General features: G+C 70.9%; 15 protein-coding genes and 1 other RNA gene. 11 read left to right on the top strand and 5 right to left on the bottom strand.

Going from position 1 to position 14,836, the window contains the following annotated elements:
- Positions 1 to 10: 10 nt before the first annotated feature.
- From rpoZ to M3M27_RS04905, 3 genes are all read right to left on the bottom strand, one after another.
- On the bottom strand, positions 11 to 310 hold the full coding sequence (gene rpoZ, locus M3M27_RS04915) for a DNA-directed RNA polymerase subunit omega (RefSeq protein ID WP_140719512.1): 300 nt from the start codon (positions 308 to 310) through the stop codon (positions 11 to 13).
- Positions 311 to 647: 337 nt separating this feature from the next.
- A complete protein-coding gene (gene gmk / locus M3M27_RS04910) occupies positions 648 to 1,262 on the bottom strand; it encodes a guanylate kinase (RefSeq protein ID WP_140719967.1) in 615 nt (204 codons plus the stop codon).
- Between the two features lie 92 nt (positions 1,263 to 1,354).
- Positions 1,355 to 2,215, bottom strand: a complete 861-nt coding sequence (locus M3M27_RS04905) for a YicC/YloC family endoribonuclease (RefSeq protein ID WP_434027342.1) — start codon at positions 2,213 to 2,215, stop codon at positions 1,355 to 1,357.
- Between the two features lie 104 nt (positions 2,216 to 2,319).
- Here M3M27_RS04905 and rph point away from each other — a divergent pair, with 104 nt between their 5' ends.
- The 7 genes from rph (at position 2,320) to pepQ (ending at position 9,903) form a co-directional block, all read left to right on the top strand.
- On the top strand, positions 2,320 to 3,117 hold the full coding sequence (gene rph / locus M3M27_RS04900) for a ribonuclease PH (RefSeq protein WP_434027341.1): 798 nt from the start codon (positions 2,320 to 2,322) through the stop codon (positions 3,115 to 3,117).
- Between the two features lie 91 nt (positions 3,118 to 3,208).
- Entirely contained in the window at positions 3,209 to 3,598 is a 390-nt protein-coding gene (locus M3M27_RS04895; RefSeq protein WP_140719519.1) for a VOC family protein, read from the top strand.
- The gene (gene rdgB / locus M3M27_RS04890) at positions 3,595 to 4,194 is read left to right on the top strand and encodes an RdgB/HAM1 family non-canonical purine NTP pyrophosphatase (RefSeq protein ID WP_177497553.1); all 600 of its coding nucleotides are present in this window, start codon (positions 3,595 to 3,597) and stop codon (positions 4,192 to 4,194) included. The genes M3M27_RS04895 and rdgB overlap by 4 nt, the downstream gene beginning before the upstream one ends.
- 115 nt (positions 4,195 to 4,309) lie before the next feature.
- Positions 4,310 to 5,476, top strand: coding sequence for a radical SAM family heme chaperone HemW (hemW, locus tag M3M27_RS04885; protein WP_434027340.1), 1,167 nt, complete (start codon positions 4,310 to 4,312; stop codon positions 5,474 to 5,476).
- 357 nt (positions 5,477 to 5,833) lie between these two features.
- A complete protein-coding gene (locus tag M3M27_RS04880) occupies positions 5,834 to 8,155 on the top strand; it encodes a DUF1631 domain-containing protein (RefSeq protein ID WP_434027339.1) in 2,322 nt (773 codons plus the stop codon).
- Entirely contained in the window at positions 8,152 to 8,487 is a 336-nt protein-coding gene (locus M3M27_RS04875) for a PilZ domain-containing protein (RefSeq protein WP_434027338.1), read from the top strand. Before M3M27_RS04880 ends, M3M27_RS04875 begins: the two co-directional genes overlap by 4 nt.
- Positions 8,488 to 8,577: 90 nt before the next feature.
- Positions 8,578 to 9,903 carry a Xaa-Pro dipeptidase gene (gene pepQ, locus M3M27_RS04870; RefSeq protein WP_434027337.1) on the top strand — a complete coding sequence of 442 codons (1,326 nt, stop codon included), beginning with the start codon at positions 8,578 to 8,580 and terminating at the stop codon, positions 9,901 to 9,903.
- A 121-nt stretch (positions 9,904 to 10,024) separates the two neighbouring features.
- Here pepQ and pepP read toward each other — a convergent pair whose 3' ends face one another.
- Positions 10,025 to 11,359 (bottom strand): Xaa-Pro aminopeptidase, encoded by a 1,335-nt coding sequence (pepP, locus tag M3M27_RS04865; RefSeq protein ID WP_434027336.1) that lies wholly within the window; start codon positions 11,357 to 11,359, stop codon positions 10,025 to 10,027.
- Positions 11,360 to 11,386: 27 nt separating this feature from the next.
- The gene (locus M3M27_RS04860; protein WP_434027335.1) at positions 11,387 to 11,938 is read right to left on the bottom strand and encodes a YecA family protein; all 552 of its coding nucleotides are present in this window, start codon (positions 11,936 to 11,938) and stop codon (positions 11,387 to 11,389) included.
- 305 nt (positions 11,939 to 12,243) lie between these two features.
- On the opposite strand from M3M27_RS04860, the gene M3M27_RS04855 reads away from it, so the two are divergent.
- The 4 genes from M3M27_RS04855 (at position 12,244) to ssrS (ending at position 14,555) form a co-directional block, all read left to right on the top strand.
- On the top strand, positions 12,244 to 13,719 hold the full coding sequence (locus tag M3M27_RS04855; RefSeq protein WP_434027334.1) for a putative bifunctional diguanylate cyclase/phosphodiesterase: 1,476 nt from the start codon (positions 12,244 to 12,246) through the stop codon (positions 13,717 to 13,719).
- Between the two features lie 32 nt (positions 13,720 to 13,751).
- On the top strand, positions 13,752 to 13,973 hold the full coding sequence (locus M3M27_RS04850) for a TIGR02449 family protein (protein WP_140719969.1): 222 nt from the start codon (positions 13,752 to 13,754) through the stop codon (positions 13,971 to 13,973).
- On the top strand, positions 13,970 to 14,272 hold the full coding sequence (locus M3M27_RS04845) for a cell division protein ZapA (protein WP_140719537.1): 303 nt from the start codon (positions 13,970 to 13,972) through the stop codon (positions 14,270 to 14,272). Before M3M27_RS04850 ends, M3M27_RS04845 begins: the two co-directional genes overlap by 4 nt.
- A gap of 98 nt (positions 14,273 to 14,370) precedes the next feature.
- Positions 14,371 to 14,555: non-coding RNA, 6S RNA (gene ssrS, locus M3M27_RS04840), on the top strand.
- Positions 14,556 to 14,836: the final 281 nt, after the last annotated feature.

Below are 14,836 nucleotides of genomic sequence, written 5' to 3'. Positions count from 1 at the left end.
GGGGGCGCGGTCAATCGTCGTTCTTGGACATGTCCTCGTCGGCCACCACCTCGGCCGCGGCCCACTCCAGCGCCTCGCGTTCGGCGCGCTCGCGCTCGGCCTTCTCGACCTGGTCGATCAGCGCGTTGTCGATCTTGCGCGCGGCGATCTCGCGCAGGGCCAGCACGGTCGGCTTGTCCGCGCTCTCGCTGTTGTCGATCAGGGGCTGCACGCCGTTGGCCAGCTGGCGGGCGCGCTTGGACGCCATCACGACCAGCTCGAAACGGTTGTTAACGACTTCCAGGCAATCTTCTACGGTAATGCGGGCCATGCGGGCTCCCGGCGACCGTCAGGGTCGCGCCATCTGAATGGGGAAAGGGCGGGGATTGTACGGCCGGCCGGTCCCGGATCGCAAGTTGCGGCGGTTCAGTTTCCTTTCCGATCAGGCAGTTGCGTTCCCTCATCCGCCCCTTTCGGGGCACCTTCTCCCGCAAGCGGGAGAAGGGAAGGACAGTATGCGGCCCGGCGCGTCCGATGGTGTGCCCTTCTCCCGCAAGCGGGAGAAGGGAAGGCGAAGCAAGCGCGCACCTCGCCGTCTCCGGCACCCCATCCCTTCTCCCGCGCCCGCGGGAGAAGGTGCCCCGAAGGGGCGGATGAGGGCGAGCCTCTCATTCGGCCAGCAGCGTCCGGATCAGCCCGGCGTGGCGCTCGGCCTGGGCCTGCCGGCGCAGGCGGCTGGCGACGAAGATCGAGCACATCTCGGACACCGCCGTCTCGAAGTCCTCGTTGATGATCACGTAGTCGAACTCGCCGTAGTGCGACATCTCCTCGCGCGCGGCGGCCAGCCGCCGGGCGATCACCTCCTCGCTGTCCTGGCCGCGCTTGCGCATGCGCTCCTCCAGCGCCTGGCGCGAGGGCGGCAGGATGAACACGCTGACCGCGTCGGGCACCTGGGCGCGCACCTGGCGGGCGCCCTGCCAGTCGATCTCCAGCAGCACGTCGCGGCCGGCCGACAGCTGCGGCTCCACCGACTGGCGGGCCGTGCCCTTCCAGTCGCCGTGCACCAGCGCATGCTCGAAGAAGTCGCCGGCGGCGATCATCCGTTCGAACTCCGCCGCCGAGACGAAGTGGTAGTGCTCGGCGTGGCGCTCGCCCGGGCGCGGCGCGCGCGAGGTGAAGGAGATCGACAGGGCGATCTGCGGGTCGCGCGCCAGCGTGGCGTTGACGATGCTGCTCTTGCCGGCGCCGGAGGGCGCCGCGACGATGTAGAGGGTGCCACGCATCATCGCTCAGGTCCCTGGGTCGATGGGGTTCGGGGCGGCGCACGATAACCAGCCTGGGCCGCCGGAGCAAATGCGGCGGCGGCCGGGGCCGGCTACTCGATGTTCTGCACCTGCTCGCGGATCTGGTCGATCAGCACCTTCAGCTCGACCGCCGCGTTGGACGTGCGGCTGTCCACGGACTTGGAGCCGAGCGTGTTGGCCTCGCGGTTGAACTCCTGCAGCAGGAAGTCCAGCCGGCGCCCCACCGGCTCGGCCTGGCGCAGCACGCGGCGGATCTCGGCGATGTGGCTGCCGAGGCGGTCCAGCTCCTCGTCCACGTCCAGTTTCTGCAGCCACAGCACCAGCTCCTGCTCGGCGCGCCCGGCATCGACCGGGTGCGGCAGGTCGGCCAGGCGCGCGGCGAGCTTGGCGCGCTGGCCCTCGCGGATGGCCGGGATCAGCGCCCGCACCTCGCCGGCGATCCGCTCGATCGCGTCCACGCGCTCGGAGATCGCCACCGCCAGCTTGGCGCCCTCGCGCTCGCGCGCGGCGACGAAGCCGTCGACCACCTCGTCGAGCACGTCCAGCGCCTGCGCCTGCAGCGCGGCCGGGTCGGCCGCCGGCGCCTGCAGCACGCCGGGCAGCTGCAGCAGCTCGGTGAACTCCACGCGCAGGTCGGGGAACTTCGCGTCCAGCCGGCGCGCCAGTTCGGCCAGGCGCTCCAGCATCGGTTCGTTGACCGCCAGCGCGGCACCGTCTTCCGGCGCGCGCAGGCGCACCACCAGGTCGAGCTTGCCGCGGCTGATGCGTGCCGCCACGCGCTCACGCAGTTGCGGCTCGAGCGCGCGCAGTTCCTCGGGCAGGCGCACGCCCAGCTCGAGGAAGCGATGGTTCACCGAGCGCAGCTCGCAGCCCAGGGTCCCCCAGGGCGTGGTGCGTTCGCTGCCGGCGAAGGCGGTCATGCTTCGGATCATGCTCAGTCCCTTGGCGGAAAAGCTCAAATGGTAACCTAGCGCGCTCGACAGCCCGGTCAAACAGCGCCGGCCGCGACTCTCCATCCCGACTCCCGGACCTTCGCATGAGCTTCTCCCGACCCAGCGGCCGCCAGGCCGACCAGTTGCGTCCCGTACGCATCGAACGCGCCTTCACCCGCCATGCCGAAGGTTCGGTGCTGATCAGCTTCGGCGACACCCGCGTGCTGTGCACCGCCAGCGTCGAGAACAAGGTGCCGGCGTTCCTGCGCGGCAAGGGCGAAGGCTGGGTGACCGCCGAGTACGGCATGCTGCCGCGCGCTACCCATACCCGCTCCGACCGCGAGGCCGCGCGCGGCAAGCAGGGCGGCCGCACCCTGGAAATCCAGCGCCTGATCGGCCGCAGCCTGCGCGCGTGCGTGGACCGCGGCCTGCTCGGCGAGCGCACCATCACCCTGGACTGCGACGTGCTGCAGGCCGACGGCGGCACCCGCACCGCGGCGATCACCGGCGCCTACGTGGCGCTGGTGGATGCCGTGCAGGGGCTGATCGACAAGCGCGACATCAAACCGCCCTCCGGCAACCGCTCGCCGATCGTCGGCGCGGTGGCGGCGGTTTCCGTGGGCATCTACAAGGGCGTGCCGGTGCTCGACCTCGACTACGCCGAGGACAGCGACTGCGACACCGACATGAACGTGGTGATGAACGACGGCGGCGGCTTCATCGAACTGCAGGGCACCGCCGAGGGCCATGCGTTCCGCCGCGAGGAACTGGACGCGCTGCTGGCGCTGGCCGAAAAGGGCACCGCCGAACTGTTCGCCCTGCAGCGCCAGGCGCTGGAGTCCGCCATCGGCTCTCCAGCGGATCGCATCGGATCCGGAAGGCCGTCCGGGGGTGTTGCGTGACGCGCCCCCTGGCGTTGAGGGGCCGTCGGGTCGATTCGCGCGACGCCGGCTGGCGGCCTTGCCGACCCCACCCGATGACAGGCTCTGCACGATGAACCGCCGGCTGGCCCTGGTCACCCTGGTGGTGGCCGACTACGACGAAGCGATCGCCTGGTTCACCGGCAAGCTCGGGTTCGAGCTGGTGCAGGACCTCGACCAGGGCCGCAAGCGCTGGGTCGTCGTCGCCCCGCCCGGCGGCCGCGGCGCCGGCCTCCTGCTCGCGCGCGCCAGCGACGAGGCGCAGCGCGCCCGCATCGGTGACCAGACCGGCGGCCGGGTCGGCTTCTTCCTGCACACCGACGACTTCTGGCGCGACTACCGGGCGATGCGCGGCCACGGCGTCGAGTTCCTCGAGGAACCGCGCGAGGAACCCTATGCGACGGTCGCGGTGTTCCGCGACCTCTACGGCAATACCTGGGACCTGCTGGAACCGAAATCATGAAGACACTGGTACTGGCCAGCGGCAACGCCGGCAAGCTCGAAGAACTGCGCGCCATGCTCGCGCACCTGCCATTGCGGATCGTCGCGCAGGGCGAACTCGGCGTGGAGGACGTGCCGGAAACCGGCCTGACCTTTGTCGAGAACGCGCTGATCAAGGCCCGCCACGCCAGCGCGGTCACCGGCCTGCCGGCGCTGGCCGACGACTCGGGCCTGATCGTCGACGCGCTCGGCGGCGCGCCCGGGCTGTACAGCGCGCGCTATGCAGGCACCCCGACCGATGCCGCGGCCAACAACGCCAAGCTGCTGGAAGCGATGCGCGAGGTGCCCGCCGGCCAGCGCGGCGCGCGCTTCTACGCGGTGATCGTGCTGCTGCGCCACCCCGAGGACCCGCAGCCGTTGATCGCCGAGGGCAGCTGGGAAGGCGAGATCACCTTCGAACCGCGCGGCAGCGGCGGCTTCGGCTACAACCCGGTGTTCTTCGACCGCGAGCACGGCATGACCGCCGCGGAGATGGATGCCGCCACCAAGAACCGGCTCAGCCACCGCGCCCGCGCGCTGGAACAGCTGCGCGAGCAACTGGCGCGCTTCCAGGGCTGAACCGCCGCGCGTCGCCGCCCCTTCTCATGCAGAGGAGCGGCCCCAGCCGCGATGACCCCCTCCCGGCGAACCTCATCGCGGCTGGAGCCGCTCCTGCGCAACGCCACAGCCCGCCATGGCCTCCATGCTCATTCCTCCACCGCTTTCGCTCTACGTGCACCTGCCCTGGTGCGTGCGCAAGTGCCCGTATTGCGATTTCAACTCGCACGCGGCCAAGGGGACGCTGCCGTTCGACGCCTATGTCGACGCGCTGGTGCGCGACCTCGATTTCGACCTGCCGCTGGTCTGGGGCCGGGTGGTCAACAGCGTGTTCTTCGGCGGCGGCACGCCCAGCCTGTTCCCGCCCGAGGCGATCGACCGCTTCCTGCAGGCCGCCAGCGCGCGGCTGCGTTTCGCGCCGAACCTGGAAATCACCCTGGAGACCAACCCCGGCACCGCCGAGCACGGCCGCTTCGACCGCTATCTCGCCGCCGGGGTGAACCGGATCAGCTTCGGCATCCAGAGCTTCGACGACGGCGCGCTGAAGCGCCTGGGCCGCATCCACGACAGCGGCGAAGCCGAGCGCGCGGTCAAGCTGGCGCAGGACGCCGGCTACGACAACCTCAACCTCGACCTGATGTACGCCCTGCCCGAACAGACCCTGGCGCAGGCCGAAGCCGACCTCGAACGCGCCTTCGCGCTGGCGCCGGCGCACATCTCGCACTACCAGCTGACGCTGGAGCCGAACACGGTCTTCTACGCCAGGCCGCCGCAAGGCATTCCCGACGACGACGCGGCCTGGGACATGCAGGAGCACTGCCAGCGCCTGCTGGCCGAGGCCGGCTACGCCCAGTACGAAGTCAGCGCCTACGCCCGCCCCGGCCGGCAGTGCGCGCACAACCTCAACTACTGGCGCTTCGGCGACTACCTGGGCATCGGCGCCGGCGCGCACGGCAAGATCAGCTCCGGCGCGGAGCAGCACGTAGTGCGGCGCTGGAAGCACAAACACCCGCAGGCGTTCCTGGACAGCGCCGGCGGCGCGCAGGCGATCGGCGGCGACGACATCGTCCCGCCCGGGCGACTGCCGTTCGAGTACATGCTCAACCTGCTGCGCCTGCACGAAGGCTTCCGCCTGGCCGACTTCGAGGCCCGCACCGGACTGCCCCGCAGCGCCATCGCCACGCCGCTGGCGCAGGCCCGCGAACGCGGCTGGCTCGAACCGGACGGCACCGGCGAACGCTGGACGCCCACCGAACTGGGCCGTCGCTTCACCAACGACGTGATCGAGCTGTTCCTGGACTGACGGGAGAGCAAGACAACGGCGTTGCCGTTGCTCGCGACCTTGCCGTTGTCGTTGCTCCACCTTTGACTCGCCGGGCCCATTCGCAGCGGCGGGGCCAGCGGAGGAAACCCGAAGGGCGACATGCATGGGCATACCCGAAAAGGCGAAGGCTTCTGCTTCCAAAGCAAAAGCCGAACCACGCCGGCAAGGCCCGCCAGGACTGAAGCCCCTCCCGCGAGGTTCCTTCACCCGGTCGAACGACATCGGCAAGAAACGCCGGAACTTAAGCCCTTCCCCGAAGAAAAAACGCCTGCTGGCCGCTCCCCCGGCAACGTGGTTACATAACGCCCCTCACAGGGAAATCCGGCGTCACCCGCGATGTCAGCGTCCGCATCCCCTCCGCCCAACGGCCCGGCAGATCCATGGACTGCGTCGCCGGTTTCCGTGCGCGCACGCGGGATCCTGCAAGCGCTGCATGCCCGCTTCGCGCAGTCCCTGGCCAACCCGCTCAAGCTGACCATGGTCGAGCTCGAGCGCGAACTGTTCCGGCAAGCCGAGCGCACCGCCAGCCACATGCAGGCGGACCTCCACGCGGAGATGCAGCGCGTGCGCAGCCAGGGCGAACGCTTCGAAACATCGATGATCTCCGGCCTGGCCGACGCGCTGGCGCTGCGGCCCGCCCCCGAGCGCAAGGAAGACGCCGGCGAACCGGCGGAACTGTCGCTGGCCCTGGTCGAGCACATCGACATCGACCGCGACATCGCCCTCCACGACATCGCGCGGCGCGAGTCGCTGCGCTGCGGCACCTCGCTGCAGCTGCTGGCGCAGCGCTTCGGCGTGCTCGCCGCGCGGCCGGCCTTCGAGATCGAGCAGATACCGATCGGCCCGCACGCGCTGTGCCGGATATTGCGCGACGCCGGCGAAACGCTCGGGCTGCGCCTGGGCACCCAACTGCTGCTCTACCGCGCGTTCGAAGCGCAGATGCGCGACCGCCTCGTCGAACTGCTCGAACGCGCCAACGCGCTGCTCGCCCACGAGGGCGTGCTGCCCGGGTTGGTCTACCTGCCCTACCTGGGCCGCCGCTCGCCGCGGCGGCGCCCGGCCGGTCCGCCGGATGCCGCATCGCCGGGCGCGCCATCCGCCCCCGTCGGCATGCGCCCTTCGACCAGTTGGGCCGGCCAGGGCCCGGCCGCGTCCTGGCACGGCGCGATGCTGGGCGGGCATCCGGGCGCGGGGCCGCCACTTCCCGCTCCTGGCGGTCCAGCCACGGCCCCCGCATCCACCGGCGACGAACGCCATGCGCAGGACCTCGCGCGCCTGCGGCAGTGGCTCGACGTCGCCCGCAGCGCCCCCGCCGGCACGTCGCCCGCGCCGCGCCGGCCCGCCACGCTGTCCCAGGCGCTCGGCCTGCTGCAGGCACGCTCGCAAGCCGGGCACCCCATGCCTCCGGCAGCCGGGCGCAGCATCCGCGACGTGCGCCAGCAGTTGCTCGCGATGCTGCGCGAGGCGCACGGACCGCAGGCGGACCTCTCCGCGCAGGACCACGACACCTTCGACCTGCTCGGCCTGCTCTACGGCGAAGTCGCGCGCGAAGTGAAGCCCGGCTCGCCGGCGGCGGGGCTGCTGGAACGGTTGCAGGTGCCGGTCGCGCGCGCGGCGCTCGCCGACCCCACCTTCTTCGTGCGCGACCGGCATCCCGCGCGCGAGCTGCTCAACGCCGTAGCCGAATCCGGTGCGACCTGGCTGGCCGAGGACGACACCGATCCGCAACTGCTGCAGGAACTGGCCCGCGCCGTGGACCAGGTCGTCGATCGCTACCAGGGCGACGACGCCGTGTTCGAACAGGCCCATCGGCAAGTCCACGCGCACCGCGAGGCGCAGGCGCGCAAGGCGGAGATGGCCGAACGCCGCCACGTCGAGGCCGCGCGCGGCAAGGAACGGCTGGAGCTGGCCAAGCGGCTGGCCGGCGACAGCATCGATCGCCTGTGCGAGCAGGCCGGCCCGCCCCGGTTCGTGCAGACCCTGCTCAGGCAGGCCTGGTCGGACGTGCTGACGCTGACCCTGCTGAGGCAGGGCGAGTCGTCCGGGGAATGGGAAGAGCGGCGGAAACTCACCGCCCGCATCGCCGAAGCGACGTGCCGGCCCGCCGGCGGAACGCCGGACACCGCGCTCGGCGGCGAGATCGAGCAGGCCCTGGTGCAGGTCGGCTACCCCGCCGACGAAGCCGCCGCGATCGCCCGCCGGCTGTCCACGCCCGGAGGCCAGGACGACGCCACCTCGCGCACCGAACTGGCCGCCCGGCTCAAGGCACGCCCGCGCCTGGGCGGCGTGGACGGAACCCCGTCCACGCCCGCCGCGCCGCGCACGCCTGCCGAACAGGCCTGCCATGACCAGCTGCGCACGTTGCCGTTCGGCACCTGGTTCGAATTCCTCGCGCCGGCGCAGGGCACCGCGCAGCGGCGCCGCCTGTCCTGGTACAGCCCGGTCACCGACCATGCCCTGTTCGTCAACCAGCGCGGGCAGAAGGCCGGCGAGTACTCGCTGGATGCCCTGGCCCGGATGATGGCGGACGGCCGGCTGCGCATCGTCACCGAGGAGCGCAGCCGCAGCATCGACCGCGCCTGGCAGGCCGCGGTGCGCATGCTGCGGTCCCTGGCCGCTCCCTCGCATCCGGCGCCGCCGCAGGAGCCCTCCGCATGAGCCACGACACGCGCCGCTCGCCGCGCCGCCAGCCCACCGGCACGATCCCGGTGCACGACTTCATCGCCGATGCGCCGATCGGCCGGCTCGGCAACCTGTCCGAAGGCGGCATGCTGCTGCTCGCCTCCGTGCCGCTGGTGGAGGATGCGCTCTACCAGCTCCGCTTTGCCCTGCCGGACCGCGACGGCCGCCAGGTCGAGATCGACGCGGGCGTGCACCTGCTGTGGTCCGAGCCGGCGCATGCGCCCGGCCAGGCCTGGGCCGGCTTCCGCTTCGTCGCGCTTTCCGATGCGCATCGCGAGCGCCTGCGCGAATGGGTCGGCGGGACCTAGCCCTACGGCGTTGACGGCCCCCGAAGCGGCGCCTCGCGCGATCTTGCGGCAAAATCGATGTCTTTCCGCAACACCGGACGAGCCATCGCCATGACCGTGCAAGACCCTGCCACGCTGTATCCGGCGCACCTCACCGTCCTCAGGCAGCGCGCAGACGAGGCGCTGGCGCGCGGCGGCTTCGACCACCTCGTGGTTCCCAGCGGCACGCTGCACTACCAGGCCTTCGACGATCGCGACTACCCGTACGCGGTCAACCCGCAGTTCAAGGCCTGGGTGCCGCTGATCCGGGTGCCGAACAGCTGGCTGGTGCACACGCCGGGCGAACGGCCGAAGGTGATCTTCCACCAGCCCTTCGACTACTGGCACGTGGTGCCGGATGCGCCGAGCGGCTGGTGGGTCGAGCATTGCGATGTGCACATCATCCGCACGCCGCGGGAAGCGCTGGCGCTGCTGCCGAAGGACGCCGCGCGCTGCGCGATCCTGGGCGAGCCGCAGAGCGCGCTCGGCGACTACGCGCCCAACAACCCGGACGCCGTGGTGAACTACCTGGAGTACCACCGCGCCTTCAAGACGCCGTACGAGCTGGCGCTGATGCGCCAGGCGCAGACGCTGGCGGTGCGCGGCCATCGCGCCGCCGAGGCCGCCTTCCGCGCCGGCCACAGCGAGTTCGCGATCCACATGGCGTACTGCAGCGCCGTGGGCCAGGACGCCAACGACCTGCCCTACGGCAACATCGTCGCGCTCAACGAGCATGGCGCCGTGCTGCACTACACCGAGCTGGACCGCACCGCGCCGCCGTCGCTGCGCAGTTTCCTGATCGACGCGGGCGCGTCCGCCCACGGCTACGCCAGCGACATCACCCGCACCTACGCGGCCGATACCGGCAGCGAGTTCCAGGCCCTGATCGATGCGGTCGACAAGGCGCAGCTGGCCATGGGCCGGGCGGTGCGCGCCGGCTTCGACTACAAGCAACTGCACATCGACGCGCACCTGGCGCTGATGGGCGTGCTCAAGGAGTTCGGCGTCATCACCGTCTCGCCCGAGGCGGCGCTGGCCACCGGCGTCAGCGCGGCGTTCTTCCCGCACGGCATCGGCCACGGCATCGGCCTGCAGGTGCACGACGTGGCCGGCTTCGCCGCCAGCGACCGCGGCGGCCGCATCGAGCGGCCGGCCGGCCACCCCTACCTGCGCCTGACCCGCGTGCTGGAGCCGGGCATGGTGGTGACCATCGAGCCCGGCCTCTACTTCATCGACATGCTGCTCGACGAGGTGAAGAAGGCCGGCCACGCCGCCAGCGTGGACTGGAAGCGCGTGGACCAGTTCAAGCCCTACGGCGGCATCCGCATCGAGGACGAGGTCGCGTGCACCGACGGCGAGCCGGAGAACCTGACGCGGCCGGCGTTCTTGGCCACCTGAGGGTGGCCGTGATTCGTGATTGGTGATTCGTTAAAACAACTGCCTGCAGCTGAACCGTGAAAGAGGGCCGTCCAACGGGCGGCCCTCCGCTTTTTACCAATCACGAATCACGAATCACCAATCACGAATCCCGCCCCTTCCCCATCTCCGCCTCGATCTCCTCCGCCGTGCGCGCCAGCGCCGCCGTCAGCACGTGGTGCCCGTCCTCGGTGATCACCACGTTGTCCTCGATGCGGATGCCGATGCCGCGCCACTTCGGCTCGACGCTGGCGTCGTCCGGCGCGATGTACAGGCCGGGCTCGATCGTGAACGCCATGCCCGGCTCGAGCAGGCGCGACTCGCCGGCGAGCTTGTAGTCGCCCACGTCGTGCACGTCCAGCCCGAGCCAATGGCCGGTCTTGTGGCGGTAGAAGCGCTTGTAGCTGCCGTCGACGATGTTCTCCTCCAGGTCGCCCTTCAGCAGGCCCAGCCGCAGCAGCCCCTCGGTCAGCACCTCGACCGCGGCCAGGTGGCCTTCCTCGTAGGGAACGCCCGGCCGGGCCTGTTCCAGCGCCGCCGCCTGCGCCGCGACCACCAGGTCGTGCAGCGCGCGCTGTTCCTTGCTGAAACGCCCGTCGACCGGGAACGTGCGGGTGATGTCCGAGGCGTAGCCGCGGTACTCGGCACCGGCGTCGATCAACACCAGTTCGCCCTCGCGCGCGCGCGCGTTGTTGGCGCGATAGTGCAGCACGCAGGCGTTGGCCCCGGCCCCGACGATGCTGCCGTAGGCCGGCCAGGCATCGGCGGCGCGGAATTCGCGCTCGATGTCCGCCTGCAGTTCGTACTCATGGATGCCCGGGCGCGCCGAGCGCATCGCCACGCGATGGGCCCGCACGCTGATGTCGGCGGCGCGCTGCATCAGGGCGATCTCGTCGCGCGACTTGAACAGGCGCTGCTCGTGCAGCAGGTGCCCGAGCTCCAGGAACTCGTGCGGCGGCTGCGCGCCGTGGCGTACCTGCGCACGCACCCGGTTGACCCAGCCGATCAGCTTGAGATCGAAGTCGGCGTCGCGGCCGAAGTGGTAGTAGACCCGCGAGCGTCCTTCCAGCAGCCCCGGCAGGATGTCGTCCAGGTCCTCGATCGGGTACGCGTCGTCCATGCCGTACTGCTCGACCGCGCCCTCCTGCCCGATGCGCGGCCCATCCCAGGCCTCGCGCTCGGGGTCGCGCTCGCGGCAGAACAGGATGACCTCGCCGTGCCTGCGGCCCGGCACCAGCACCAGCACCGCGTCCGGCTCCGGGAACCCGCTCAGGTACCAGAAATCGGAGTCCTGGCGATAGGGATAATGCGTGTCGTGGCTGCGCACGCGCTCGGGAGCCGCAGGCAGCACCAGGATCGCGTGCTCGCCCGCCATCTCCATCAGCTGCCTGCGGCGGCGCGCGTACTCGGCCGCGCCGATGCCGGTGAGCTTCTTCATCAGCACCCGTCCCGCTCCCGGCAGGCCTTAGTTCAAGCGTTGCCGGTAGCGCGGGCCGAGCACGCAATCGCTGTGCAGCAACAGCACCGCCACGCGCACGAACTCCTCGATCTCGGCCAGCGCGTCCTCGTCTTCCTCGGTGCTGTCGAAATCGGCGCTGGACGCCTGCGCCAGCTTGGCGAGGTCGCGCAGCGCCTCCTCGCCGTCCTCCGACAGCGCCGGCCGCTTGCCCGAGACCAGGCCGAAGCTTCCCAGGAAGGCCCGGCACCACTCGAACAGCGCATCGGCGCGGGCCGCCAGCGGTGCGCTGTCTTCCGCCAGCAACAGCTCGAAGGCGAAGTCGCGGTCCTCCAACTGGGTGGACGTGGCCTGTCGCAGCTGGTCGAGCGCCCCGGCTGGCGCCGGCGGGGGCAGACTGTCGTCGGCGAAGATGCGCGCCGGCCAGCGCTCGCTGTCCTCGCCGCCGGCGGCCAGCCAGCCGCTCAATCCGCCGTGCAATTCCGCCGCGCTGGCGGCCAGTCCCAACTGTTGGCTCTCGCGTTGCACGGCCAGCACGTCGGGCAGGTGATTCGTGGTCATTCCGCAATCTCGATCCGGTGGACGATGGCGGACGGACGACGGTCCTTCCACCCAGATCGCGCAGTGTAGCAACCGGCACCCACCGGCCCGGCCCGTTGCTTCGCCCCGCTGCGTGCCCCGGGTCGAGCACGAGGAGGAAACGGGGCGCCTCGGCCACTGCGCGAGGAGCCGTCCCGGCCGGTCCTCCGCGGCCCGGTGCGGTCCGTTCCGGGACCGGACGGCGCATGCCCGGCCATCGCCTTGTGCGGCTTCCACGTCGGCGCCTACACTCTGCCGCCTCCATCCAAAAGAGTGACCCCCGTCCCATGTTGCCCGCCTGCGTCGTCGTGGGGTCCGCCGCGCCGATGCCGGCGCTACCGGCCTGGACCGCGGCGCTGGCCGTGGCCTGCGCCGGCCTCGTCGGGGGTTGGCTGTGGCTCTCCCGGCGCGGGCACCGCCGCGCCCACCGGGCCACCGAACGGGCGATGCAGCACCTGGCCCGGCACGATGCGCTGACCGGCCTGCCCAACCGGGCCGTGCTGTCCGAACGCCTGGAACAGGCGCTCGGGCGCGGCGCGCGGCTCGCGGTGCTGTTCCTCGACCTGGACCGTTTCAAGGACATCAACGATTCGATGGGCCATGGCGCGGGCGACCGCGTGCTGCGGCTGGTGGCCGAACGCCTGCGCCAGGCCATGCCGCGGGAGGCCACCATCGCCCGTTTCGGCGGCGACGAGTTCGCCATCGTGATGGAGGACCTCGCCCACGCCGAGGAAGCCGAACAGGCCGCGCGCCGGCTGCTGGCCGGTTTCGAGGGGCCGTTCGTGCTGGACGAGGCGCGCGCGGTAGCGATCTCCCCGTCGATCGGCATCAGCCTGTTCCCCGACCATGCCCGCCGGCCGGATCCGCTGGTCGAGTCCGCCGAGGCGGCGATGTACCGCGCCAAGGCCGCCGGGCGGCGCACCTACCGGCTCCACTCGCCGCCCATGGACGAAGGCGCGCGCCAGCGCGCGCTGTTGACCAATGCGCTGCGGCGCCTGCGCATCGAGGACGAGCTGCGCCTGGTCTACCAGCCGCGCTATTCGTTGCGCGAGGACCGCATCGTCGGCTTCGAGGCCTTGATGCGCTGGGACAGCCCGGAGTTCGGCTCGGTCTCGCCGGACCGCTTCATCCCGCTCGCCGAGCAGACCGGCCTGATCGTGGCCTTCGGCGAATGGGCGCTGCGCCAGGCCTGCCTGCGGCTGCAGCAGTGGGCGCAGCGCGGCATCGACAACATCGCCATGTCGGTCAACATCTCGGCGGTCCAGCTCGACCATGGCCACCTGCCCGCCACGCTGGAGCGCATCCTGCACGAGACCGGCGTGGCCCCCGGCCGGCTCGAACTCGAACTGACCGAGAGCGCCGCCCTGGACGACGCGCCCGGCAATGCCGGCGCGCTGCGCGCGCTGCGCGAACTCGGCGTGGGCCTGGCGATCGACGACTTCGGCACCGGCTATTCCTCGCTCGCCTACCTCAAGCGCCTGCCGGTGGACACGCTCAAGATCGACCAGGAATTCATCGTCGACCTCAACCGCGCCCCCGACGACCGGGCGATCACCAGCACCATCATCGCAATGGCGCGGGCGTTGTCGCTGAAGGTGGTTGCCGAAGGCGTGGAGGACTCGGCCCAGCTCGACTTCCTGCGCCGCCACGGCTGCGACGAGATCCAGGGCTACCTGGTCTCGCCGGCGCTCGAGCCGGAGGCCTGCGAGATCCTGCTGCGGCGCAAGCCGCTGGTCGGGCAGGCCGAGCCGCTGCCATCTTGACCGTCGCTCCGGCCGACGCCTATCTTCCGCGCATGGACAACGCCGACGCCCTCGCCCAGCTCCGCGCACTGGCCGCGCGCGTGGAGGCGTTGGTCGAACGCAGCCAGCGCCTGGCCGACGAGAACCGCAGCCTGCGCCACCAGCAGGAGCAGCTGATCGGCGAACGTTCGCAACTGCTGGCCAAGAATGAACAGGCGCGCTCGCGGGTGGAGGGAATGATCGCCCGCCTCAAGTCGCTGGAGCAGCACACGTGAGCCACGCCAGCGAACCGGTCAGCGTCCGCATCCTCGACCGCGAATACACCGTCGGCGTCACCGCCGAGGAGCGCGACAGCCTGGCCGCCGCCGCGCGCCTGCTCGACGCGCGCATGCGCGAGATCCGCGGCAGCAACCGGATGGCCGCGCTGGACCGGGTCGCGGTGCTGGCCGCGCTCAACCTGGCCCACGAGCTGCAGCAACTGCGCGACGAGCAGGCGCAGTACAACCGCGAACTGGCGCGCACGCTGGACGAACTGAACCGGCGCATGGACAACCTGCCCGATACACTGCGTTGAAACCCAATGCGGCTCCCGATGGAAAAAATGAATTCCCCGGGAACCGGCAACCGACGAACGGCCTTCCCAGCCGGGGCGTGGCGGCTATAATGGCCACGCGTTCTCTGCTGTGAACGACGGCGTGTGCAAACATTCGCCTTGTCCCTTAATGACGACCACGGGGGCGCGACGACGCCGGGTGTGCAAGTCCGCCTTGCAGCGGAAAGCCCGATGGCCTCCCAGCGTTCCCACTTGAACCCCGGGTTCAAGGTCGTTTCGCACGCATCGTCACCGCGGAGAATGCAATATTCCAGGAACGGCGCCGCAAGGCGCCGTTTCTTTTTTGCGAGTCCTTCGCAGGAGGCCGCACATCCGTGTGCGGGGATCCAAAGGGCGAGTCCTTCGCAGGAGCCCGCACATCCGTGTGCGGGGGTACAAAGGGCGAGTCCTTCGCAGGGGCTCGCACATCCGTGTGCAGGGACCCAAGGGGCGAGTCCCCGCAAGCGCCCGCAGATCACGTGCGTGGATCCCGAGGGTGGGGCCCTCGCGGCGGTCCACGCGATCCTTTTCCCTGCAGGTGCGGTT

Origin of the sequence: Xanthomonas boreopolis (assembly GCF_046529185.1) — a bacterium.
Classification (GTDB): Bacteria; Pseudomonadota; Gammaproteobacteria; order Xanthomonadales; family Xanthomonadaceae; genus Pseudomonas_S; species Pseudomonas_S boreopolis.
Note: the sequence above shows the minus strand (reverse complement) of the source record. Positions and strands in the feature narration are given on the sequence as shown.